Annotated in this window: 20 protein-coding genes; 10 read left to right on the top strand and 10 right to left on the bottom strand. The window is 17.2% G+C overall.

The genetic code is table 11. From position 1 onward, the window contains the following. The first annotated feature begins 196 nt into the window (after positions 1-196). Positions 197-1,468 (top strand): diaminopimelate decarboxylase, encoded by a 1,272-nt coding sequence (gene lysA, locus GJT89_RS02050; RefSeq protein WP_168894872.1) that lies wholly within the window; start codon positions 197-199, stop codon positions 1,466-1,468. Here lysA and GJT89_RS02045 read toward each other — a convergent pair. After that, positions 1,465-2,151 carry a MutH/Sau3AI family endonuclease gene (locus GJT89_RS02045; protein ID WP_168894871.1) on the bottom strand — a complete coding sequence of 229 codons (687 nt, stop codon included), beginning with the start codon at positions 2,149-2,151 and terminating at the stop codon, positions 1,465-1,467. The two genes, lysA and GJT89_RS02045, sit on opposite strands and share 4 nt — an antisense overlap. Positions 2,152-2,224: 73 nt before the next feature. On the opposite strand from GJT89_RS02045, the gene GJT89_RS02265 reads away from it, so the two are divergent. The 6 genes from GJT89_RS02265 to recD are packed head-to-tail and all read left to right on the top strand — an operon-like array spanning position 2,225 to position 11,702. Continuing rightward, positions 2,225-2,581 (top strand): prolipoprotein diacylglyceryl transferase family protein, encoded by a 357-nt coding sequence (locus GJT89_RS02265; RefSeq protein WP_246223068.1) that lies wholly within the window; start codon positions 2,225-2,227, stop codon positions 2,579-2,581. Positions 2,582-2,619: 38 nt separating this feature from the next. Beyond that, positions 2,620-3,054, top strand: a complete 435-nt coding sequence (locus GJT89_RS02260; protein WP_246223067.1) for a prolipoprotein diacylglyceryl transferase — start codon at positions 2,620-2,622, stop codon at positions 3,052-3,054. A 7-nt stretch (positions 3,055-3,061) separates the two neighbouring features. Beyond that, positions 3,062-6,259, top strand: a complete 3,198-nt coding sequence (locus GJT89_RS02035) for an exodeoxyribonuclease V subunit gamma (protein WP_168894870.1) — start codon at positions 3,062-3,064, stop codon at positions 6,257-6,259. 18 nt (positions 6,260-6,277) lie between these two features. After that, positions 6,278-7,336: a UvrD-helicase domain-containing protein gene (locus GJT89_RS02030; protein WP_168894869.1), complete on the top strand. Its 1,059-nt coding sequence runs from the start codon at positions 6,278-6,280 to the stop codon at positions 7,334-7,336. After that, positions 7,333-9,816, top strand: a complete 2,484-nt coding sequence (locus GJT89_RS02025) for a UvrD-helicase domain-containing protein (RefSeq protein ID WP_343034352.1) — start codon at positions 7,333-7,335, stop codon at positions 9,814-9,816. Before GJT89_RS02030 ends, GJT89_RS02025 begins: the two co-directional genes overlap by 4 nt. A 32-nt stretch (positions 9,817-9,848) precedes the next feature. Further along, complete coding sequence (gene recD, locus GJT89_RS02020) at positions 9,849-11,702, top strand: exodeoxyribonuclease V subunit alpha (RefSeq protein ID WP_168894867.1); 1,854 nt, start codon at positions 9,849-9,851, stop codon at positions 11,700-11,702. 6 nt (positions 11,703-11,708) lie between these two features. Here recD and rplS read toward each other — a convergent pair whose 3' ends face one another. The 5 genes from rplS to ffh are packed head-to-tail and all read right to left on the bottom strand — an operon-like array spanning position 11,709 to position 15,055. Then, on the bottom strand, positions 11,709-12,071 hold the full coding sequence (gene rplS / locus GJT89_RS02015) for a 50S ribosomal protein L19 (protein ID WP_168894866.1): 363 nt from the start codon (positions 12,069-12,071) through the stop codon (positions 11,709-11,711). Further along, positions 12,068-12,844: a tRNA (guanosine(37)-N1)-methyltransferase TrmD gene (gene trmD, locus GJT89_RS02010; RefSeq protein WP_168894865.1), complete on the bottom strand. Its 777-nt coding sequence runs from the start codon at positions 12,842-12,844 to the stop codon at positions 12,068-12,070. The genes rplS and trmD overlap by 4 nt, the downstream gene beginning before the upstream one ends. A 27-nt stretch (positions 12,845-12,871) precedes the next feature. After that, the gene (gene rimM, locus GJT89_RS02005) at positions 12,872-13,396 is read right to left on the bottom strand and encodes a ribosome maturation factor RimM (protein ID WP_168894864.1); all 525 of its coding nucleotides are present in this window, start codon (positions 13,394-13,396) and stop codon (positions 12,872-12,874) included. 22 nt (positions 13,397-13,418) lie between these two features. After that, positions 13,419-13,652 carry a 30S ribosomal protein S16 gene (rpsP, locus tag GJT89_RS02000; protein WP_168894863.1) on the bottom strand — a complete coding sequence of 78 codons (234 nt, stop codon included), beginning with the start codon at positions 13,650-13,652 and terminating at the stop codon, positions 13,419-13,421. 26 nt (positions 13,653-13,678) lie between these two features. After that, on the bottom strand, positions 13,679-15,055 hold the full coding sequence (gene ffh / locus GJT89_RS01995; protein WP_168894862.1) for a signal recognition particle protein: 1,377 nt from the start codon (positions 15,053-15,055) through the stop codon (positions 13,679-13,681). 187 nt (positions 15,056-15,242) lie between these two features. On the opposite strand from ffh, the gene GJT89_RS01990 reads away from it, so the two are divergent. After that, on the top strand, positions 15,243-15,989 hold the full coding sequence (locus tag GJT89_RS01990; RefSeq protein WP_168894921.1) for a Nif3-like dinuclear metal center hexameric protein: 747 nt from the start codon (positions 15,243-15,245) through the stop codon (positions 15,987-15,989). 146 nt (positions 15,990-16,135) lie between these two features. Further along, on the top strand, positions 16,136-17,527 hold the full coding sequence (locus GJT89_RS01985) for a basic amino acid/polyamine antiporter (protein WP_168894861.1): 1,392 nt from the start codon (positions 16,136-16,138) through the stop codon (positions 17,525-17,527). A 94-nt stretch (positions 17,528-17,621) separates the two neighbouring features. Here the strand turns inward: GJT89_RS01985 and nrdB are convergent, their stop codons facing one another. From nrdB to priA, 4 genes are all read right to left on the bottom strand, one after another. Then, a complete protein-coding gene (gene nrdB / locus GJT89_RS01980) occupies positions 17,622-18,752 on the bottom strand; it encodes a class Ia ribonucleoside-diphosphate reductase subunit beta (RefSeq protein WP_168894860.1) in 1,131 nt (376 codons plus the stop codon). 34 nt (positions 18,753-18,786) lie between these two features. Continuing rightward, on the bottom strand, positions 18,787-21,069 hold the full coding sequence (nrdA, locus tag GJT89_RS01975; protein ID WP_168894859.1) for a class 1a ribonucleoside-diphosphate reductase subunit alpha: 2,283 nt from the start codon (positions 21,067-21,069) through the stop codon (positions 18,787-18,789). Positions 21,070-21,386: 317 nt separating this feature from the next. After that, entirely contained in the window at positions 21,387-23,273 is a 1,887-nt protein-coding gene (mnmG, locus tag GJT89_RS01970; protein ID WP_168894858.1) for a tRNA uridine-5-carboxymethylaminomethyl(34) synthesis enzyme MnmG, read from the bottom strand. Positions 23,274-23,322: 49 nt separating this feature from the next. Then, positions 23,323-25,404 (bottom strand): replication restart helicase PriA, encoded by a 2,082-nt coding sequence (priA, locus tag GJT89_RS01965; RefSeq protein ID WP_168894857.1) that lies wholly within the window; start codon positions 25,402-25,404, stop codon positions 23,323-23,325. 110 nt (positions 25,405-25,514) lie between these two features. On the opposite strand from priA, the gene rpmE reads away from it, so the two are divergent. Continuing rightward, the gene (gene rpmE, locus GJT89_RS01960) at positions 25,515-25,736 is read left to right on the top strand and encodes a 50S ribosomal protein L31 (RefSeq protein WP_168894856.1); all 222 of its coding nucleotides are present in this window, start codon (positions 25,515-25,517) and stop codon (positions 25,734-25,736) included. The last annotated feature ends 23 nt before the right edge of the window (positions 25,737-25,759 follow it).

Below are 25,759 nucleotides of genomic sequence, written 5' to 3'. Positions count from 1 at the left end.
TTATCTATATAAATAATGATTCTATATATTATAGATTTATATATATTTTATTTTATAAATAACATAGATAAATTATCTTGGCTACTAAATTAATTAAAGGTATAATTTATGGTTTTATTTAAAATTTTTGTTAAAATATTATTTTTATTTAAAAAATATTTTAATAAAAATTTTATTCTTAGGATAAATAATAAAAATGATAATAAAATTATTTGATAAAAAGTATAATAAAAATAATATTTCGATTCAAACTATTTTATCTTTAATAAAAAATTATAATACTCCATTTTGGTTGTATTGTGCAGAAAATATAAAAGATAAAATTACACAATTAAAACAGTTTGATACAATAAGGTTTGCACAAAAAGCTTGTTCTAATATAAATATTTTAAAATTAATGAGATATGAAGGAGTAAAAGTAGATGCTATTTCTTTAGGAGAAATAGAAAGAGCAATAGTAGCAGGATATAATCCTAAAAAAATAAATGATATTATTTTTACATCTGATGTTTTTGATAAAGAAACATTAAGATATATTAAAAAATCTAACATTACTGTTAATGTTGGTTCTATTGATATGTTATATCAATTAGGTTATATATCAAAAGGTCATAATATATTATTAAGAATTAATCCCGGTTTTGGATATGGACACAATAAAAAAACAAATACAGGAGGAGAAAAAAGTAAACATGGTATATGGTATGAAGATTTAAAAAATGCTATTTCTATCATAAAAAAATTTAATTTAAATTTAATTGGTATACATATGCATATAGGATCAGGGGTAAATTATCAACACTTAGAAAAAGTATGTAATTCAATGTTATATAATGTTTTACAAACATATATGCCAAAAATTGATATTATATCTGCAGGAGGAGGGTTATCTATTCCTTATAAAATAAATGATCTAAAAGTAGATACTAATCATTATTTTAATTTATGGAATAATACAAGAAACATTATTAAAAATTTTTTTAAAAAAAATATAAAATTAGAAATTGAACCAGGAAGATTTTTAGTAGCCGAATCTGGTATATTAATTTGTCAAGTATGTGCTATAAAAATAATAAAAAATAGAAGATTTGTTTTAGTTAACATAGGTTTTAATGATTTAATTCGTCCTGTTATGTATGGAAGTTATCATTATATATCAGCTATATCATCTAAAGGTAAAGATATGTCTATTTATCCAAAAGTAAAAACTATTGTTGCAGGTCCTTTATGTGAATCAGGAGATATATTTACACAAACAGATAATGGTGAAATTATTTTTTTTATGTTACCAATAGTAAATATTGGTGATTATTTAATTTTTCATGATACTGGAGCATATGGAGCATCTATGTCTTCTAATTATAATAGTAGACCTTTAATACCAGAAATTTTAATTGAAAATAATATTCCTAAAATAATTAGACGTCGTCAAAAAATAAAAGATTTAATAAATTTAGAATTATTTTAATTTTTAAAATTTACTTTATTTTTTAATATAAAATTTAAAAAATTTTTTTTAAAATAAAAAGATTTAGGAGTTACAAATATAATTTTTCCATTTTTATCTATAGCTTTTGTTAATTTTTTTTTGTTAGATTTGTTTTTAACTAATAAAATATAACCATTATAAGAATTAATATTATTTATTTGTCCTAAAATTAATAATTTAGTTAAATTATTCCAATCATTAAATAATTTTATTTTATCATCATTAGAAGGTTTCCATAAAAATGCTTTTCCAATTTTATTCATAAAAAAAGGAATATTTATATTTTTAATGATAGGTATCCATAAAATTTTGGATATTTTATTATATAATTTACTTTTATAAAATAAAAAATTATTTTCATTAATCAAAGAAAAAGAACAAATAAAATTATCATTAATTACTTTATTTTTTTTATTTATAGTAATTGTTTTAATTTCTATACCTAAATATGGTAAATCTTGATTTGATTTATTATTTTGATGTTTTCCTATTAAGTAAAATTCAATTAATTTTCCCATAATACCTTTATCTTTATTTATATTTTTAGGTATCTTATAATTTAACCATCTTGCAATATCAATTATATTAAATCCTTTTATTAATTGTGCTCTTAATAATAACATTTTTTCTTCATAAATAATTGAAGAAAACATTTTTTTCATATATATTAAAATTTAATTTATAAATAATATATTATATAATAATATTATAAATAACATAAATTTATAATAAAAAATGAATACAAAATATTTTTTATTTCCCAATATAAATCCAATATTTTTAAAAATAAATAAAATAAATATTTATTGGTATAGTATTTTATATTTAATTAATTTTTTATTTATAATTAATATATTTAAAATAAAAAATATTAAAAAAAATAATAATTTATTATATTACTGTTTCATAGGTTTATTATTAGGTGGAAAAATAGGTTACACATTATTTTATCATATTTCTGATTTTATAAAAAATCCAATTATTTTAATTAAATTATGGGAAGGAGGTATGTCATTTTTTGGTGGTTTAATAGGAATTATTATAGTTTTAGTAATTTATTCTTATAAAAAAAAAAAAATTTTTTATTATTAACAGATTCTATAGTACCTGTAGTACCATTAGGAATTGGTATGGGACGTATTGGTAATTTTATTAATAGTGAATTATGGGGTAAAGTAACAAATGTTTCATGGGCTTTTATATTTCCAAATTCCATTGAAAAAGATTTAATTTATATACGAAAAAATCTAAAATACAAAAAATTATTTATACAATATGGTAATTTACCTCGGCATCCTACACAAATTTACGAATTCTTTTTAGAAGGTATATTTTTATTTTTTATTTTAAATATAATTTTTAAAAAAAATTTTTTTGTAGGATATAAATCTAGTTTATTTTTATTATTTTATGGTATAATACGTTTTTTTGTAGAAAATTTTAGAGAACCTAATATACAATTTTATTTTTTTTACTATTATTTTACTATAGAACAGTTTTTTTCAATACTAATGATAATTTTTGGATTAATTATTTTTTATAAAAAATTAAATAATAAAATATAATTTAAATATGTTAACAATTTATAATTCTAATAATATAGATATTTTATTAAATATTGTAAAAATACAAATTTTAAAACAACCACTCACTAACCCATTAAAATCAGAAATAATCATATGTAATAATATAAATTTTTCTAAATTAATGAAAATAAATTTTTCAAATATATTAGAAATATATGGTAATATTAATTTTTTTTCTTTTGACAAGTTTATTTGGAATTTATTTAAAAAAATAATACCTAAGATAGATAAAGACGATTTTTTATGTAAAGAAAGTATTATTTGGAAAATAGTATTAATTATTCCTAAATTAATATATACTTCAGAATTTACTTATTTCAAAAAAAAATTTTTTTATAAAATAAAAGATTTAGATTATTTATTTAATTTGTCCATACAAATAGAAAATTTATATGATAAATATCAAAAATATCAGCCAGAATGGTTACTATTATGGGAAAATAATAAAATTATTTCATCTTTAACAGATAAACATCAAATATGGCAAGCAAAATTATGGAACGAATTATTAATATATTATAAAAATAAATTAAATAAAACATTATGGAATTATGGTAAATTATATAAATTTTATAAAAAATATAAAAAAAACAATAATTTTAAATATAATTTTTTACCAGAAAGAATATTTATATTTGATATACAAAATATTCCTTTAATATATTTAAAATTATTGAAAGAAATAGAAAAATACATGGAAATACATATTTTTATATATAGTCCATCTAAATATTATTGGGTAAATATATCAAATTATAAATATAATGAAAATATTAATATTAAAAATGAAAATTATTTTTATAATAAATTATTGTATTCCTGGGGAAATTATCATTTAAATAATATTAATAAATTAATGAATTTTCCAGCTAGAATTATTGAAACTTTTATAAAAAATGATACAACAAATTTATTAAATAATATTAAAAATGATATTTTATATTCACATGAGAATCAAATAAATTATAAAAATAATCAAAAAAAAAAAGAAATAAATTATTTAGATAAATCTATTCAAATATATATTTGTGAAGATTTTTATACAGAAGTAAAATTATTATATGATAATATCATATATAATTTAAAAAAAAATAAACATTATTTTTTACATGATATACTAATTGTGTCTCCTAATTTACAATTATATATTCCATTTATTGATTCAATATTTAAAAATTGTAACTTACCTATTAATATAAGTTCTAATCCTGATAAAATAAAAAATTTAAATATTTTTAAAAAAATTTTATTTTTACTAGAATTACCTTATAAAAAGTTTACTCCTGAAGAAATTTTTTTTTTATTAGAAGATAAATATATATCTAAAAAATTTCTTTTAAACAAAGAAGATTTAGAATATTTAAATTATTGGATTAAAAAATTAGGAATAAAATATGGTTTAAATTTTAAAAATTTTAATAAAATTATTTTTACTAAAGACCAATATACATGGAAATTAGGTTTACATCGTATGTTCTTAGGTTATGTTTTTAATTCTGAAAAATGGAAAAATATTATTCCTTATAATGGTTCTATTAGTTTATCTCAAGAATTACTTGGTAAATTTACTAATTTTTTATTCAAATTAGAAAAATGGAAAAATAAACTTCATAAAAAACATTTTTTAAAAAAATGGAAAGAAATAATATTAAAATTATATTCTGATTTTTTCCCATATAGTAATTACTTGTATAATAATATATATTATATTATAAAAAAAATCATATTTTTTATTGAAAATGGTTTAGAGTCAAAATATAAAAAAAAAATATCTATTGATATAATAATAGAAAAAATTAAATATCAAATTAAAAAAAAACATAAAAAATTTTTTTTTCATATAAATAAAATAAATTTTTGTTCTTTTAACATATTTCAAAATATATCTTTTAAAGATGTTTTTATAATAGGTATGAATAATGAATATTTTCCAAAAAAATCATATCCTATTATTTTTGATTTAATGAAACATTATCCTTATAAAGAAGAAAAAAATTATATAGATGAAGATAAAAATTTATTTTTAAAATTATTAATGTCTACAGAAAAAAAATTATATATTAGTTATTTAAATAATAAAAAAATAAATAATATTAAAAATATTTCTTCTAGTATAGTAAATGAATTATTAGAATATATTTCTAATAATTATTATATTAAAAATATTAATATTAATGATTATATTGTTAAATATATTTATAAAAATAAATTTAATTTTTTATCAAAAAATAAAAAAAAAGATAATACACATAATAAAAATATTAATATTTTTAAACCTATTAAAATAACAAAAATAAAAATTAATAATTTAATTAATTTTTGGAAACATCCTGTAAAAGGTTTTTTTAATCAAAGATTAAAAATATATTTACAAGATTTAGATCAAATTAAATTATTAAATACAGAACCCTTTAATATTAATTATTTACAAGAATATATTATAAATAAAAAAATATTATATTCATTAATTTTAAATAAAAATATTAATAATTTATATAATTATTATTTAAATAATAATATTTTACCTTATGGATATCATGGAGAAATATGGTGGGAAGAAAAAGTAAATAAAATGAAAAAAATATTTAATAATAATTTTAAAAAATATACATATAAAGAAATAATTAAGAAAATTAACTTTAAAATTTTAAATATTAATATAAAAGGACAAATTAAATATTTTAATTATAATACTACTAAATTAATAAAATTTGAACCTAAAATAATAGATATTAAAACTATTATTAGTTTATGGATCAAACATTTAATTTTGTGTATAAATAATATTTCTACTAATTATAGTTTAGTAATATTTGGTTTAAAAAATACAAAATATATTTTTCAATATTTATCTAAAGAAAAAGCTTACGTTTTATTAAAAAAATACGTTAAAGGTTATTTATCTGGTATGAATTCACCTATTATGTTACCTATGCAAAGTTCATGGAAATGGATAAATACTTGTTATGATAAAGAAAAAAAATGTATTAATAGTAATTATTATATTCAAAATAAAGCAAAAAAAAATTTTCTTTATTATTGGTATAAAAATAATTATTTTAAAGGAGAATCTAATGATCTGTATTTTAATAGATTAAATTTTAATTTAAATCAAAAAGAGTGGTTGCAAATTCAAAAACTTATCCAAAAATGGATGTTTGATCTTATGTATTATGCTAACTAAAATTAATATTATAAAATAATGAAAAATAAAATAATAAAATTTATAGAATTTAATCCATTTAAAGAAAATTTAAAAGGAGAATATCTTATAGAAGCGTCAGCTGGTACTGGAAAAACATTTACTATTATAATAGTATATTTAAGAATGCTTTTAGGAATATATCAAAAAAATAATAATATTCTTCCTTTAACTGTAGAACAGATTTTGGTGGTAACTTTTACTGATATTGCAATACAAGATTTATATCAAAGAATAAAAAAAAGTATTTATATACTACGTATAGGATGTATAAAAGGCAAAAGTAAATATGATGTTATAAATAAACTTATAAAAAAAATTAAAGATAAAAAATTAGCTGTTGATTTATTATTAAAAGCTGAATTAAATATCAATAATGCATCTATTTACACAATACATTCTTTTTGTCAAAAAATTATAAATTTAAAAAATTATGAACTTCATAATTTTTTTTTTAATAATAAAATAATCAATGATGAATTAATTTTACAAAAAAAAGCTTCAATAATTTTTTGGAGAAAATATTTTTATAAATTACCAAAAGAAATAACTAAAATTATTCTTCTTTATTGGAAATCTCCTAGTGATTTATTTAATTCATTATTACCTTTTATATCAAGAAAACCAACACCGATAATAAAAAATTTATTTAAAAAAATTAATATATCGGAACAATTTTATAAAAATATAAAATATATTAATATAATAAAAAAATTTTGGATTAAATATAAAAATATTATAATAAATAATATTTATAATTCTAATATTAATAAACATATTTATAATAAAAAATTATTAAATAATTGGATAGATATTATTAATATATGGAGTTCCATAAAAACTGTAGATAATTATTATCCTAAACAATTATTAAGATTTTCCCAAAAAATTTTAATAGATAAAACGATTAATAAAAAAAAAATACCAAAACATATTTTATTTAAAATAATAGAAAAATTTTTAAACAAAATTATTGATTTAAAATTTTTAATAATTTTAAAAGCTATAAAATATATAAATAAATATATTGAAAAAAAAAAAAAAAAAAAAAAAAAATAAGTTTTAATGATTTATTAATTATTTTAAATAAAGAATTAAATAGTACTTTAGGAAATCAAATATCTAAAGATATAAGAAATTTATTTCCTGTTATTTTAGTAGACGAATTTCAAGATACAGATCAACAACAATATAATATTTTTAAAAAAATATATATGAATCAACCAAAAAATATTATCCTATTAATAGGAGATCCTAAACAAGCTATTTACTCTTTTAGAGGTGCTAATATTTTTACTTATTTAAAAGCTTTATCTGAAATTAAAAAATGTTACACATTAAAAAATAATTGGCGTTCATCTAGTACAATGGTTAAAGGTGTAAATAAATTATTTTCAAATAGATCATATCCTTTTTTATTTAAAAATATAATTTTTCATCCTATATCTTATACAATACAAAAATTAAATTATCATTTTATTATAAATAATAAAATAAAATCTGGTATTACTTTTTGGTATCTTAATAAAGAGATTAGTGTAAATTTATATAAAGAAAAAATGTCATATCAATGTGCATATAAAATATATAAATTAATAATTTTAGGACAAAAAAATAAAGCTTTTTTAAATAAAAATGGAAAAAATAAAAATATTAATATTTCAGATATAACTGTTTTAGTTCGTAATCGATATGAATATAACATTTTAAAAAAAGAATTTATAAAATTTAATTTACCTTATATTTATTTGTCAAAATTTGATAATATTTTTAAAAAACAAGAAGCTAAAGAACTATTAATACTATTAACATCTATTTTAGAACCTAATAAAAAAAAAAATATTAGAAATTTTTTAGCAAGAAAATTATTTAATATAAATTTATGTTATTTTGATGATAATAAAAAAAAATCTTTTATTGAAAAAATAATTTATAAATTTCATAAATATAAATTTATTTGGGAAAAAAAAGGTATTTTAAATATGTTAGAAACAATCTTTATAAAAGATTCTTTTTTTAAAAAAAATATTTTAAATTCTATTCAAAAAAAAAAAATAGCTAATATTTTATATTTAGGTGAACTAATACAAATTTCATGTTTTAATAAAAAAAATAATAAAGCAATAATAAAATGGTTATTACAACAAATTACATATCCTAATAAAATTTTGTTAAATAAACAAAATAAATTATATGATAATATTAATAAAATAAAAATTATGACAATACATCAATCAAAAGGTTTACAATTTCCCATTGTTTGGTTACCATTTATTGCTTCAAATACTTTAGATTTAATAAATGATAATGGTATAATTTTTTATGATGAAAAAAATTTTAAAATAACTATAGATTTTCAAAAACATCATAAAAGTATAAAATCATTTTTAAAAGAATCACTTTCCGAAAATTTAAGATTATTATATGTAGCTTTGACAAGATCTATATTTCATTGTAGTATTGGGATTGCTAATATAAAATTTAATAATTTAAAACAACAAAATTTATATTCATTATATACTACTTCTTTAAATTTTTTAATTAAAAAAAAAAATAATATATCTAATATAGATTTTAAGAAAATTTTATATAGTTTAAAAAATAAAAATATTTGTATTAAAAATATACAACAAAAAAAAATTTTAAAATTAAAAAATATATATAAAACAAATATAAAAAAAGAATCTTTATTTAAATTTAAAAATGAAAATTATAATTATATAAATAAAATATTATTAAGTTATTCAAAAATAAAAAAACAACAAAGTTATAATTTTAATTATTTTAATAATAGTTATAAATATAAATTTTTAAATTTTAATCAAACAAATATAAAAAAAACACAATATACTTTTCCTATTGGGAAAAATATAGGAATCATGATTCATAATATTTTTGAAAAATTGGATTTTACAAAATCTATTACAAGAAATTTTATTAAAAAAGAATTAATTAAAAAAAATATTAATATTTCTTGGAATATTATATTAACTAACTGGTTAAATAATATTTTAAGAACATCATTAGGTCAAAATAAAATTATTTTAAATAAAATAAATAATGAAAATAAAATAACAGAATTTGAATTTTTATTATCAATAAAAAATTTCCTTTTTTTTGAAGAATTTAATAATATTATAAATAAATATGATTCTATTTCTAATAAACTTCCTAAGTTAAATTTTCAAAAAATTAAAGGATTTTTAACAGGGATAATAGATTTAATTTTATTATGGGATACAAAATATTATATTATAGATTATAAAACTAACTGGTTAGGGTATAACAGTAAATACTATCAAAAAAAATATCTTGAAAAAGATATATGTTTAAATCGTTATGATATACAATATCACATTTATACTTTAGCTTTACATAAATATTTAAATTATCGTATTAATAATTATAATTATGAAAAAAATTTTGGAGGAATTATATTTTTATATATTAGAGGAATTCATAAAAAAAAAAAAAATGGTATTTGGGAAATTAAACCATCTTATAAAATAATTAGTAAATTAGATAAATTATTTTGTTAATTTTATTTTAATAATATTTAATGATAAAAAACATGTATAATTTTTTAAAAAAATTATGTAAAATGAAAGTTATTCGTTTAATTGATTTATATTTTGCTCTTATATTTGTTTCTAAAAAACAAAAATTTTTAATGTTTGCTATTACTTTACTTAGTAATAGTATTAGTAAAGGAAATGTTTGTTTACCAATATCAAAATTATATTTAAAAATAATTTTTAAAAATAAAAAATATTTTTCTTTATTAAAGAAAATACAAGAAATAAATAAAATTACAAATTGGGAAAAAATATTATTATCTTATAAAGATATTGTGAGTAATGGGGAAAAAATTACTCCCATTATATTGGAAAATAATTGTTTATATTTATATAAAAATTGGGATGAAGAAAATTTTATAATCAAAAATTTTACTAAAAACAATTATATTCTTATAAAAGAAGATAAAATAAAAAATATATTAAATTTTTTATTTAAAAAAAATGAAATATTACAAAAAATATCTGTTATTTCTTCATTAACACATAGAATTAGTATTATAACTGGTTCTCCTGGAACAGGAAAAACAAGTATAATATCAAAAATAATATTTACATTTATTAAAATTTTTTCAAAAACTTTAAAAATAAAAGTTGCTGCAGCTACTGGAAAAGCAGCTGTTAGATTAACAGAATCTATAAATGAATTTTTTCAAAATATTCCTAAAGAAAAAATAAATGATAAAGAAAAAAAAAATATTCCAGAAAAAGCAACTACTATACATAGTTTATTAAAACTAGGTATATATACCAGAAAAAATATATTTAATAATACTAATATTTTAGATATAAATTTATTAATAATAGATGAATCTTCTATGATAGATTCTAATTTAATGTATATTATTTTAAAAACATTACCTAAAAAAAGCCATTTGATTTTATTAGGAGATGATCATCAATTACCTTCTATAGAATACGGGAATATTTTTAAAGATTTATGTTCTTTCAAAAAATTTTTTTTCACACAAGAATATTTTTCTTGGTTAAAAATAATTGTTGATAATCAAATAGAAAAAAATATTAAAAAAAAAACCTTCTTTTTTCGTAATTTTATTACTGTGTTAAAACATAATTATAGATATGAAACTAATTCAGGAATTAATAAATTAGCAATTGCAATAAAAAAAGGAAATATTGTAAGAATTAAAAAATTATTTTTATCAAAAAATTTTAATAATATACACTATATTAATATTCTTAATATAAAAGAATATAAATTAATGATACAAAATTTTATTAATGAATATGAAAAATATTTTATTTATTTAAATAAAAATAATTATGAAAGTACTAAAATTATAAATAAGTTTAATGATTATCAAATAATCTGTGCTGTAAAAAACGGATCATTTGGTACAAAAGAAATTAATTTTATTATTGAAGAAGAACTTTTAAATAAAAAAATAATAAATAATAATATAAAAGATAATAATTGGTATATCGGAAGACCAATTATTATTACACAAAATGATAGTTTTTCAAATTTATTTAACGGTGATATTGGTATTACTTATTTAGATAAAAGTAGTCAAAAATTAAAAATTAAATTTTTATTAACAAATAAAAAATATACAATAGTTAACATTAAAAATTTACCAGCATACGAAATAGCATATGCTATAACAGTACATAAATCCCAAGGATCAGAATTTAAAAATGTTTCTTTAGTATTACCAAATAAATTATATCCCTTATTAACAAGAGAACTTATATATACTGCTATTACAAGATCAAAAAAAAATATAACAATTTATAGTAGTGAATTAATTTTTTATAAATCAATAAAATTAAAAATTAAAAGATATTCTAATATAAAAAAAAAAATCACAAATTATAAAAATAACTAAAAAAATTTATTTAATATTAATTTTTTCTCTAATACGTGCTGATTTCCCTGTTAATTGACGTAAATAATATAATTTTGATTTTTTTACATAACCTATTTTTTCTATTTGAATAGAATCAATTATTTTAGAATATAAAGGAAAAACACGTTCAACTCCGATACCATTAGATAATTTTCTAACAGTAAAAGAACAATTAAAACTATTTTTTTTAGTTATTGAAATAACAATTCCTTCAAAATTTTGAAGTCTTTTTTTTGAACCTTCAACAACCCATATTTTTACTTTTATTGTATCTCCGGATCGAAATAAAGGAAATTTTTTATAATTTTTAATTTGTTCTTGTTCTATATAATTAATAATATTATTCATCTTTTTTCTCCCAAAAAATTATTTTTTTTTAAATAAGAATTTTTAAATTCATTAAATAAAATTTTTTCTTTCTTAGTTAATTTTTTTTTTTTAAATAAATCCGGTCTTTTTATCCAAGTAATACCTAATGATTGTTTTAATCTCCATTCTTTGATTTTTTGATGATTTCCCTCTAATAATATAGAAGGAACTTTGTTTTGTATTAATAAATTTTGTAATACTCTAGGACGAGTATAATTAGGTGCCTCTAATAAACCATTATTAAAAAATGAATCAGTATAACATGAAGATATATGATTTAATACTCCAGGAATTTGTCTTACTAATATATCTATTAAAATCATAGCAGGTAATTCTCCACCACTAACAATATAGTCTCCTATAGAAATTTCTTCGTCTACAAAATTTTGAATAATACGTTCATCTATACCTTTATATCTACCACAAATTAATATTATATTATTATACGATAATAATCTTTTAATAAGAGATATACTAATTTTTTTTCCTTGCGGAGATAAATAAATTAATTTAGTATTATTTTTCATTTTTAATTTTGCTTGATAAATAGATTTTATTAATGGTTCTGCTCTTAATATTACACCATTACCTCCTCCATAAATATAAGCATCTACTTTACTATTATCAGTAAAATCTCTAGGATTAAAAAAATTAATGTTTAATAATTTTTTTTTAATACTTTTATTTATTAAACCATAATTAAAAATTGATTGAAACATTTCAGGAAATAAACTAATAATATTAATTAACATAATAATTTTTATATACCATACATAAAATTATAAATACCAATCTACTTCTATAAAATTATTAATTAAATCTATATTTTTTATTATTTTATTTTTAATAAAAGGAATTAATATATTTTTTTTTCTATTTATATTTAAATAATTAGATTTAATTACAATAACATCATGAATTTTTATTTCTATAATATTAATAATAATACCATAATAAATTTTTTTAATATTAAAAACTTTACATCCAATTATATCATTCCAAAAATATTCATTTTTATTCTTATATTTAATTAAATTATATTTAAATATATAAATTTTATGATTAACAAAATTAATTACATCTTTATTATCAGATAAATAATTAATTTGAACAATATAATAATTTTTTCGACATATATATTTATTCAATTTTATAAAATATATATTTTTCTCATTATTTAAAACAAATAGATTTTTATAAAAAAATATATTTACTTTTTTTTCAGTATAAGAAAATAATTTAATATAACCTTTTATTCCATAAATTTTACCAAATTGTCCTAAAATTATTTTTTTTTTAAACATATTTATTATTTTATAATAAAAATTATTTTAATAGATTATATACTCTTTTAGAGAGAGTGGCTCCTTTAGATAACCAAAAATCAATTCTTTTTTTATTAAAAATTATTTTTTTTTTATTATCATTAAAATTAAATGGATTAAAATAACCTAATTTTTCTATAAAACGTCCATCTCTAGCATTTCTATTATCTGTAACAATTATTTGATAAAAAGGTTTTTTTTTTATTCCTTTTCTAGTTAATCTAATTATAATCATAATTGTTTTCCTCATATTTTTAAATTTTAAAAGAATTTTTTCCCTATAAAATTTTTAATTTTATTTATTATTTTATATATATTATTATTTTTTTTCATTTTTTTTGTAATTAATTTCATTTGATTATAATATTTTATTATAATATTTATTTTTGTAATGGGTATACCAGAACCAGAAGATATTCTTTTTTTTCTAGAAAAATTAATTATATTAATATCTTTTTTTTCTAAATTAGTCATAGATTTCATTATAGTTTTTATATCATTAATAGTTTGATCATCTATATTAATAATATTTATTATAGGATGTGAAAAATATTGTATATTATTTAGTTTCATTTTTTTTAATAAAATGTTTATATTTTTACTACCTATTTTTTTTATTTGTTCTAATTGATCTATAAAATCTTGTAAATCTAGATTATTTTTATTTTGTAATTTCTTAATTAAATTTTTATTTTTTTTAAAATTAATTGTTTTTTGTATATTTTTAATAATAGATAATTCAGAAGACATTCCTAATATTTTAGATGTAATTTTTTCAGGAGAAAATACATCCATATTATTAATTTTTTCTCCAGTACCAATAAATTTTATTGGTTTTTTTATTATATATTTAACTGATAAGATTGCACCACCTCTAGTATCACTATCAGTTTTAGTTAAAAAAATTCCTGTTATAGGTAATATTTTATTAAATTTTTTAGCACTATTAATCGAATCTTGTCCTGTCATTGCATCAATAACAAATATTGTTTCTATAGGATTAAGTGTTTTATGGATATCTTTTATTTCTTGCATCATTATATTATCAATATGTAATCTTCCTGCAGTATCTACTATAAGTATATCATAAAAATTAATTTTAGCATAATGTAATACTTTTTTAGATATCTCTATTGGAGAATTTTTTTGATTAACATCAAAATAATCTATTTTTACATTTTTTGATAAAATATTTAATTGTTGTATAGCTGCTGGTCTATATATATCAGTAGATACAACAATAATTTTTTTCTTATATTTTTTTTTTAAAAAATAAGCTAATTTTACAACACTTGTTGTTTTACCCACTCCTTGTAATCCAGTAAATAATATTACTGCTGGAGGTTGAGTAGCTATATTAATACTTTTATTTGAAGAATCCATTATTTGAATCAAATTTTCTTTTACTAATTTTATAAATTCTTGTCCTGGAGTAAAACTATTATTAATTTTTGTTCCAATCGCTTTTTTTTTAATTTTATTAATAAAATCTTTAACAACTTCTAAAGCTACATCAGCTTCTAATAAATTTATATAAATTTCATCTAAAGTTTTTTTTATATTTTCTTCTGTTAATCGTCCGTAGTTTCTAATTTTTAATAATGTTTTAGATAATTTATTACTTAAGTTAGTAAACATTTAAATTCCTCATATATAATAAGAATATAAATTAAATGTAGAAATTTTAATTTTAATAACAAATATAGATTTAATTTAATATTTTAAATTTATAATTATTATAATAAAAATATTTTTTTTTAAAATAAAAAAATATAAAATTTTAAAATAAAAATTAAATATATATAAATTATAAAAAACATATATGATAAATAATAAACAATTAGAAATTATTATTAATGATAAATTAAATACAAAATTAAATATAAAAGATTATATCCCTAATGGATTACAAATAGAAGGTAAAAAATATATAAAGAATATTATACTAGGAGTAACTGCTTGTCAAAAATTATTAAATTTTGCTGTTAAATTAAAAGCAGATGCTATTATAGTACATCATGGATATTTTTGGAAAAATGAATCTCCTATTATTATAGGTCATAAAAAAAAAAGAATATACACAATTTTAATTAATCATATTAATTTATATAGTTGGCATTTACCTTTAGATTTAAATACTAAAATAGGAAATAATATTTATTTAGCAAATTTATTAGATATAAATATACATGGTAAAATAAATAATTTTGTTTTTTATGGATATTTAAAAAAAAAAATTTATATAAAAGATTTTATTATAAAAATTACAAATAAGTTACATCGTACTCCATTATATTTTGGTAAAAATAAATTTAAAAAAATTCATAAAATAGCTTGGTGTAGTGGAGCAGGACAAAAATTTTTTGAAGAAGTAGTAAATTTTAATATAGATGTTTTTATTACAGGAGAAGTATCAGAAATGAATATTCATATTGCGAGAGAATATGATATATATTTTGTTAGTGCAGGACATCATGCAACTGAAAAAGGAGGTATAATTATGTTAGGTAAATGGTTAAAAAATAAATTTAATTTAAAAACTAATTTTATTGATATATATAATCCAGCATAAAAAATATATTTTAATAAAATTTTTTATTTATTATAAATTTTTTTATAAAAATATTATTATAAATTTAAAAAATTTTCATTTTATAATTTAATATTTAAATAAATAATTAAAAAAATTTATAATTTATATAGTTTAAAGGAATTATTTTGAATAAAAAATTAAATCTTATAGCACTTACATCATTAGTACTTAGTTCTATGTTAGGTGCAGGAGTATTTAGCTTACCTCAGAATATGGCAGTAATTGCAAGTCCTATTGCTTTAATTATAGGATGGATTATTACTGGTCTTGGAATTATTTTTTTAGCAAAAACTATGCTATTATTAAATCAATTAAAACCAAATTTTGAAGGAAGTTTGTTTGCATATGCTAAAGATGGATTTGGAGAATTAATTGGTTTTTATTCAGCATGGGGATATTGGTTATGTGCCGTAATTGCTAATGTCACTTATTTAGTTATTATGTTTTCTGCGATTGGTTTTTTTATTGATACTCCAAGTTATATTTTTTTTGGAAATGGTAATACTTGGCAATCTATATTAGGAGCTTCAATTTTATTATGGTTAATTCATTTTTTATTATTAAAAGAAACACAAACTGCATCAATTATTAATATAATAACAACATTATGTAAATTAATTCCTTTAATTATTTTTATATTTTTATCAATAATTGCTTTTAATATAAAAAAATTTAACATAGATCCAATAGGAATTAAATTAAATGTTCCTTTATGGGAACAAATTAAAAATACTATGTTAATTACCTTATGGGTATTTATTGGTGTAGAAGGTGCTGTACTTTTATCTTCTAAGGCTAAAAATAATAAAGATATAGAAAAAGCAACATTTTTAGCAATAATAATTGCATTATCTATATATTTATTAGTAACTTTATTACCTTTTGGTATTATGAATAGATTAGATTTAGCTAGTATGACAAATCCATCAATGGCTGGAATTATGACGATATTAATTGGGAAATGGGGTAATTTATTTACTTTATTAGGCTTAATTATATCAGTATGTGGAGCATATTTTAGTTGGACAATTATGGCAGCTGAAGTGCCATGTATAGCAGCAAAAAATAAAATATTTCCTATAATATTATCTAAACAAAATGAAAATAAATCTCCATCATATGCTTTATGGTTTACTAATATTAGTATACAATTATTTTTAATAATAATTTGGTTAACTAAATTAAATTATAATAATTTATTAACTATTGCATCAGAAATGATATTAATACCATATTTTTTAGTTGGAGCATATTTATTTAAAATATCTTTTAAGAAATTTAACAAATATAATTTATTGATTAGTTTAGGTTCTTGTATTTATACTATTTGGTTATTATATGCAGCAGGATGGTTAAATTTATTATTTTCATTAATTTTATATACTTTTGGTTTAATATTTTTAATATTAACCAAATTAACGAATAAAAATATTTTATTATTAAATAATAAAGAAAAATTTTCTTGTTTTATTTTATTAATAATATCTTTTTATATTATATATTTTTTTATTAAATAGATAATTAATAATTAATATATAATATTAAATATTACATAACTTAACTGACTGTTATATAAATTAATTTATAACAGTCATATTTAAACAAATAAAATTATAATTTAAAATTTTTAAATTTTTTAATATTTACTGTGGAATCAATTTGACCTACTAAATAAGAACTTACTTCTACTTCTTGAGGAGCCATTTGAACATTATCTGATATTAGCCAAGAATTAATCCACGGAATAGGATTTTTAGTTATTGAAAATGGACTTTTTAATCCAACTTTATTCATTCTGATATTAGTAATATATTCAATATATTTACATAAAATATTTTTATTTAATCCTATCATAACCCCGTTAGAAAATAAATATTCAGCCCACTGTTTTTCTTGCATAGAAGCATTAAGAAATAGTTGATAACATATTTTTTTACATTCAACAGCAATTTTTGCCATTTCTTTATCTTCTATTCCTTTTTGCATAATATTTAATATATATTGAGTTCCAATCATATGTAAATATTCATCACGAGCTATAAGTCTAATAATTTTTGCATTACCTTCCATTAACTCTCTTTCAGCAAATGCAAAAGAACATGCAAAACTTACATAAAATCTAATTGCTTCTAAAATATTAATATTCATTAAACATAAATATAATTTTTTTTTTAAATTATATAGATTAATTACAATTTTTTTTTTATTAAACTTAAAAACTCCTTCACCAAATAAATGCCAATAATTTGTTAATTCAATAAGTTCATCATAATACTTAATAATATCTTTTGTTCTAAGAACAATATTATTGTTTATAACAATATCATCAAAAATTATTGATGGATCATTTACAATATTTCTAATTATATGAGTATAAGATCTAGAATGTATTGTTTCAAAAAATGACCATGTTTCTACCCATGTTTCTAATTCTGGTATGGAAATTAGAGGAAGTAATGCTATATTAGGACTTCTTCCTTGAATTGAATCTAATAGAGTTTGATATTTTAAATTACTAATAAATATATGTTTTTCATGTTTTGGTAAATTTTGATAATGAATACGATCATATGATATATCTATTTCTTCAGGTCTCCAAAAAAAACTTAATTGTTTTTCAATTAAATTTTCAAAAAAAATATATTTTTGTTGATCATAACGAGAAATATTAACAGATTGTCCAAAAAACATAGGTTCTTTTAGTTGATTATTTTTTTTACTGGAAAAAGTAGTATAACTCATTTTATTATCCAAATTATCATTAAAAATTTTAAAATTAGAGTATACATGCTCCATTTGTACAAATATTATTTTTTTCTAAAATATTTTCATTTTGAGTGTCTTTTGCTCCATCTCTTGTATTTTGATAATATAATGTTTTAATACCTAATTTATAAGCTATTAATAAATCTTTCAATAATTGTTCCATAGGTATTTTATTATTATAAAAACGAGAAGGATCATAATTAATATTTGTGGAAATAGATTGATCAATAAATTTTTGCATTATACCAATTAATTTTAAATATCCATAATTATTAGGTATATTCCATAATAATTCATATTTTTTTTTTAATTTTAAAAATTCAGGTACAACTTGTTTTAAAATACCATTTTTAGATAATTTGATACTAATAAAACCTCTAGGTGGTTCAATTCCATTAGTTGCATTAGAAATTTGAGAAGAAGTTTCTGATGGCATTAATGCAGATAAAGTAGAATTACGTAATCCATATTTTTTTATTTTTATTCTTAAATTATCCCAATTACAATGTAATGATTCTGTATGAATATTATCAATATATTTTTTATAAGTATCAATAGGTAATATTCCTTTTGAATAATTAGTTTCTTTAAATAATGGACAACATCCCTCTTCTTTAGCTAAATTATTAGATGATTTTAATAAATAATATTGTATAAATTCAAATGTTCTATGAATTAAATTATTAGCACTATTATCAGAATAACGAACGTTATTTTTTGCTAAATAATAAGCAAAATTAATTACTCCAATTCCTAAAGATCTACGTTCTAAAGCTGATTTTTTAGCTGCAGGGATTAAATATTTTTGATAATCTAATAAACAATTTAACGCTCTTACTATTAAATCTGATAAGTTTTTTATTTCATTTAAATTTTTAATTTTACCTAAATTAAATGCTGCTAAAGTACATAATCCAATTTCTCCATTAGGATCATCTATCTTATTTAAGGTTTTAGTAGGTAAAGTAATTTCTAAACATAGATTTGATTGTCTTATAGGTGCTTTTTTAGGATTAAATGCAGAATGAGTATTACAGTGATCAACATTTTGTATATAAATTCTTCCTGTTGAAGTACGTTCTTGCATCATTAATGAAAATAAATTAACAGCATCAATTTTTTTTTTTCTAATATTTATATCTTTTTCATATCTTTCATAAAGATATTTAAATTTTTTTTGATTTGAAAAAAAATATTCATATAAATTAGGAACATCTGATGGACTAAATAAAGTTATTTTTTCATTATTAATTAAACGTTGATATAATAATTTATTAATTTGTACAGCATAATCAATATGTCTAACTCTATTAGATTCAATTCCTCTATTATTTTTTAAAACTAATAAATTTGTAATTTCAAAATGCCATAAAGGATAAAATAATGTACCAGCACCACCTCTTACACCTCCTTGAGAACATGATTTAATAGCTGTTTGAAAATGTTTATAAAAAGGAATACATCCGGTATGAAATGCTTCTCCATTCCTAATAGGACTACCTACAGCACGAATTCTTCCTGCATTAATTCCTATACCTGCTTTTTGAGAAACATATTTTATAATACTACTAGTAGTAGCATTAATTGAATTAATATTATCTCCACATTCAATTAAAATACATGAACTAAATTGTTTAGTTATAGTACGTACTCCTGACATAATTGGTGTTGGTAAAGAAATTTTAAAAGTAGAAATAGCATCATAAAAAGATTTTATATAATACATTCTTTTATTAGATGGATATTCAGCGAATAAACAAGCTGAAATTAAAATATATAAAAATTGAGCACTTTCATAAATTTTTCCTGTTATTCTATCTTTAACTAAATATTTACCTTCTAATTGTTTGACAGCTGCATATGAAAAATTCATATCACGATCATGATCAATAAAATCATCCATTAAATTAAAATCTTTTTTAGAATATTTTTCTAAAAGAAATTTATCATATTTTTGTAAATTTACCATATTTTTGACATGATTATATAATTTAGGTGGTATGAATTTTTTATATGCTTTTTTTCTTAAATTAAAAATAACTAATCTAGCTGCCATATATTGATAGTTAGGATATTTTTCAGAAATAAAATCTGCTGTAATTTTAATTATAATATTATGGATATTTACTGTACTAATTTTATTATATAATTGTATATATAATTGTTTTTTTATTTTTGATAATGAGATATTTTTTAAATTTTGTGCAGCACGAAATAATATTAAATTTATTTTATCTAAATTAATTAATTCTTTATTTCCACTTCTTTTTATGACAAAAAAATTATGTTTCATAAATAGTACCTACTAATTTAAAATAAAGTTTTTTAATAATATGTATTAAATGATAATTGTTAAATATAATAAAATAGAAGTTGAAAAAAATTATTATTATGAATAAATATCAAATAAATTAATTATTCATAATTAAAAAATGTTATTTTTATATTAAAATTTTTTTAAAATAAATTTTATAAAATTATTAAAATATTATTTATATTTTAATATAAGTGTTAAATAAATATTTATTTATAAAATATATAATCTATAGATTATATTTTATTTTAGATAAAAATAAAAAATATATTAGTAGTAAATATTCATTATTTATATTATTTTCTTTTTTTGTTTAATAAATAAATTAAAAGTATTGAAATATCTGCTGGTGTTATACCAGGTATTCTAGATGCTTGTCCAAGAGTATAAGGTTTATAAAAATAAAATTTATCTTTTGCTTCATTAGATAAACTTTTTATATCATTAAATTTAATATCTATTGGAATTAATGTATTTTCATTTTTTTTTTGTTTTTTTATTAATTCTAATTGTCTTTTTATATAACCTTTATATTTTAATTCAGTTTCAATATATTCAATAACTTCTATATTTTTTATATTAAAATCAAATATTTTTAATTTTATTAAGTTTTTATGATTTATTTCAGAACGTTTTAATAATGATATACCATTTAATTTTTCTTTTATAGGATTTTTTAATAAAGAATTTAATTTTTTAATTTTTCTTTTATTATCATAATTAATATTAAAATTTTTTATTTTTTGATATAATTTTTCAATATTATTTAATTTTTCATTAAATTTTTGCCAACGAATATCATTTACTAATCCTAATTTATATCCTATTTTAGTAAGTCTTATATCTGCATTATTTTCTCTTAAAAGTAATCTATGTTCTGCACGTGAAGTAAACATACGGTATGGTTCTTTTGTTCCTAAAGTACATAAATCATCAATTAAAACTCCCATGTATGCTTGATTTCTTAAAGGAAACCACTGTTTTTTATTATCAATTAAAAGAGAAGCATTTAATCCTGCAATTAATCCCTGTACTGCTGCTTCTTCATATCCAGTTGTCCCATTAATTTGTCCTGCAAAAAATAATCTTTTTATAAATTTACTTTCCATAGTTGGTTTTAATCCTCTAGGATCATAAAAATCATATTCTACAGCATATCCTAATCTAGTAATACATGCATTTTCTAAACCTTTAATAGAATTTATAATTGAAAGTTGTATGTTAAAAGGAAAACTAGTTGAAAGTCCATTAGGATAAATTTCTGAATTAAATATACCTTCTGGTTCTAGAAAAATTTGATGTTTTTCCCTATTAGGAAATCTAATAATTTTATCTTCTAAAGAAGGACAATATCGAGGTCCTTTACTTGTAATTAAACCACTGTACATAGGACTTTTAATAATATTATCTATTATTATTTGATGTGTATTTTTATTAGTATAAGTTATATAACAAGGTAATTGTTTAGGATGTTGTTCACTATTACCAATAAAAGAAAAATATGGTAAAGGAATATCACTATATTGAACCTCTAATTTAGAAAAATTAATACTTCTTTTATCAATTCTAGGAGGAGTACCCGTTTTTAATCGTCCTTTTGTTAAAGGTAATTCATTTAAAAAATCAGCTAGTTCTCTTGAAGAAGAATCATTAATTCTACCACCATGATATTGATTATTTAAACCAATATAAATTTTTCCATTTAAAAATGTTCCAGTAGTTAAAATTATAACTTTTGCATTTATAATATCATTATTTTTAGTAATTATACCTGTTACTTGATAATTTTTAATTATAATTTTCTTTACTTCTTGTTGAAAAAATAATAAATTTTTTTGTTTACTTAAAATATATTTTATTGTCTTTTTATATAGTTCCCTGTCTGTTTGTGCTCTTGTAGATCTTACTGCTGGTCCTTTACTTTTATTAAGTATTTTAAAATTAATACCAGAATAATCAGTTGCAATTGCCATAATACCATTTAAAGCATCTATTTCTTTAACTAAATGACTTTTACCAATACCTCCTATTGCTGGATTACAAGACATTTGTCCTATTGTATCAATATTACTTGTAATTAAAAGAGTTTTTTTTTTCATTTTTGCACTAGCTACAGCAGCTTCTATTCCAGCATGTCCACCACCTACAATAATAACATCAAATTTATTATTAGAGTTATACATATATATACCAAATTTTAGTAAATAATGTTTAATTTTTTATTTTAATAATTTACCATTCTATGGGATCAACATTTATTAATAATTTAATCTTATTAAAATTTATAATTTTTTTTGCTATAGAATAAATATTAATTGTAATAAACTGTAATCTAATTTTCAATAGATGTTGTAAGATAATTTTTTTTCTAAATAAACCTTTTCGTTGATTTTGTATTAATGATGTAGGACCTATAATAAGAAAATTTTTTTCATTTATATATTTTAATTTTAATATTTTTTTTAATTTAACTAAAAAATTAATTAAAATTTTTTTATTATAAGATTCAATTATTAAAATAACATGATTAGTAAAAGGAGGTAATAACATTATTTTTCTTTCTTTTAATATATAATTAGTAATATCATTATATGTATAATTATTTTTAAAAATTTTTTTTAAAAAATTATTTTGTGGATAATTTGTTTGTATAATTATTTTTTTTTTTTTTTTATCTAAATGATTATTTAATATACTAAAAATATATTGAGAAAAATATTCCATTGTACGAAAATTTCTTGAAAAGAAAATATTATCTGTATTTAAAAAAATTATTAAAGTATTTTTTAAAAAAAAATAATATTCTTTATATAAAATTTGTGAAGAAATTATTATTAAAGGTTTAATTTTATTATCATATATTAAAGAAATTTTTTTTAAAAAATTTTTATTATTTATAAAAAAAATTAATATATTTGGAAATATTATCTTTAATAATTCTTTTAATTGTTCTATACCAATACCTATTGGTATAAAGAAATTTTTTTTACAAAAAGGACAATATGTAATCATGTTAATAATTTTTTTACAATATTTACAATATAATTTCCATGACTTTTTATAAAAAATATAGTTTTTATTACAATCTATACATTTTAATATTTTTTTACAAAAATTACATAATATAAGATTTGAATATCCTATATATTTGTAATATATAATTATTTGTTTCTTATTTTGAAGATATATTTTCATCATTTTAATTAAAATATGAGAAAATAATTTATATTTTAGTAATTGTTTATTAATATCTATAATTATATAATCAAAATATTTTTTATATGATATTTCTTTATTTTTATGAAATAAAAATTTATATTTTCCAAGATTAATATTATTTATAGTCTCTAAACTTAAAATTTTAGAGCTTAATATTATAGGAATATTTTCTATTTTTGCTCGTAAAATAGCAATATCTCTTGTATTATATTTATATTTATTGTTTTGTTTATATATAAAATCATTTTCTTTATCTATAATAATTAATCCCAATTTCAAAAATTGTGTAAAAATAGAAGATTTTGTACCAATTACTATTGATATTTTACCTTTTTTTATATCTTTTAACATTACTAATTGTTTTTTTTCAGAAATATTAGAATGTAATAAACAAATAGAAACATTTAATTTAATAAAAAATTGGTATAAATAAAAAATATTATATTTTTGTGGAACTAAAATTAATATTTGTTTTTTATTAATTAATAAAACTTTAATTAAATTAACATAAATATGAATTTTTTTAAATAAAATAATATCATCTTGTAAAACCCAAGTTTTAAAAAAATTTACTTTAAGAAATACAATTTTATATATATTTTTTATTAATAATGAATAAATTTTAAATTTATTATTTTTATTATTAAAAAATATTTTATTTTTTTTAAAAAAATTTGATTTAATTTTAAATTTATAAACTTTTTTCAATTTAATTTTATATAAATTTTTACTATTTTTTAAATAAAAATTTTTCAAATTTATAGAAGATTTATTATTTTTTCTATAAAATATAGGTAGTATTTTAAATAAAATAATTCCAACAGGATATTGATAATATTCAGAAATTTTTTTTGCAAAATTCCAAATAAAAGAATTAAAAAGTGATTTTTTATCCAAAACTTTATATAAATATTTTAATTTATTTGGTACAATTTTAGAAAAATTTTTTATTTCTATTACTATACCTACATATTTTTTATTTTTTATTGGTACTAAAACTCTATAACCAATATCTACTATTATATTATTAGGTAATAAATAATCATATTTTTGGTATATAGTATAATTATTAAAAACTACCTTAATTATTTTCATAATTTTAAAATTCTTGTATTAATTGTAAATATTTTCTTGTAAAAAAAAAATATATTTATAAAATATATAAATAAATTATTTTTAAATATTTTCTTTACTATTGGTATATTATGAAAAAAAATACTCATCCTAAATTTAACAAAATTACTATTAAATGTTCGTGTGGAAATATTATTAATACTAAATCAACTTTAGATAATAATAAAGAATTAAGTTTAGATATTTGTAATATATGTCATCCTTTTTATACAGGAAAACAAAAAATAACAGATACTAAAGGTCGTGTAGAAAATTTCAAAAAAAGATTTAAAAATTCTAAAATATTTAGATAAAATTGTTATATTATATTTTTTAT

It is taken from the genome of Enterobacteriaceae endosymbiont of Donacia versicolorea (genome assembly GCF_012570965.1).
In the GTDB taxonomy this organism is placed as follows: Bacteria; Pseudomonadota; Gammaproteobacteria; order Enterobacterales; family Enterobacteriaceae.
The sequence above is the reverse complement of the archived record's forward strand: the minus strand, read 5'-3'. Positions and strand labels throughout refer to the sequence as shown.

Coding starts and splice junctions, on each gene's coding strand:
- lysA (WP_168894872.1), top strand. CDS start 197: ATGATAATAAAATTATTTGATAAAAAGTATAATAAAAATAATATTTCG.
- GJT89_RS02045 (WP_168894871.1), bottom strand. CDS start 2,151: ATGAAAAAAATGTTTTCTTCAATTATTTATGAAGAAAAAATGTTATTA.
- GJT89_RS02265 (WP_246223068.1), top strand. CDS start 2,225: ATGAATACAAAATATTTTTTATTTCCCAATATAAATCCAATATTTTTA.
- GJT89_RS02260 (WP_246223067.1), top strand. CDS start 2,620: ATGGGACGTATTGGTAATTTTATTAATAGTGAATTATGGGGTAAAGTA.
- GJT89_RS02035 (WP_168894870.1), top strand. CDS start 3,062: ATGTTAACAATTTATAATTCTAATAATATAGATATTTTATTAAATATT.
- GJT89_RS02030 (WP_168894869.1), top strand. CDS start 6,278: ATGAAAAATAAAATAATAAAATTTATAGAATTTAATCCATTTAAAGAA.
- recD (WP_168894867.1), top strand. CDS start 9,849: ATGTATAATTTTTTAAAAAAATTATGTAAAATGAAAGTTATTCGTTTA.
- rplS (WP_168894866.1), bottom strand. CDS start 12,071: ATGAATAATATTATTAATTATATAGAACAAGAACAAATTAAAAATTAT.
- trmD (WP_168894865.1), bottom strand. CDS start 12,844: ATGTTAATTAATATTATTAGTTTATTTCCTGAAATGTTTCAATCAATT.
- rimM (WP_168894864.1), bottom strand. CDS start 13,396: ATGTTTAAAAAAAAAATAATTTTAGGACAATTTGGTAAAATTTATGGA.
- rpsP (WP_168894863.1), bottom strand. CDS start 13,652: ATGATTATAATTAGATTAACTAGAAAAGGAATAAAAAAAAAACCTTTT.
- ffh (WP_168894862.1), bottom strand. CDS start 15,055: ATGTTTACTAACTTAAGTAATAAATTATCTAAAACATTATTAAAAATT.
- nrdB (WP_168894860.1), bottom strand. CDS start 18,752: ATGAGTTATACTACTTTTTCCAGTAAAAAAAATAATCAACTAAAAGAA.
- nrdA (WP_168894859.1), bottom strand. CDS start 21,069: ATGAAACATAATTTTTTTGTCATAAAAAGAAGTGGAAATAAAGAATTA.
- mnmG (WP_168894858.1), bottom strand. CDS start 23,273: ATGTATAACTCTAATAATAAATTTGATGTTATTATTGTAGGTGGTGGA.
- priA (WP_168894857.1), bottom strand. CDS start 25,404: ATGAAAATAATTAAGGTAGTTTTTAATAATTATACTATATACCAAAAA.
- rpmE (WP_168894856.1), top strand. CDS start 25,515: ATGAAAAAAAATACTCATCCTAAATTTAACAAAATTACTATTAAATGT.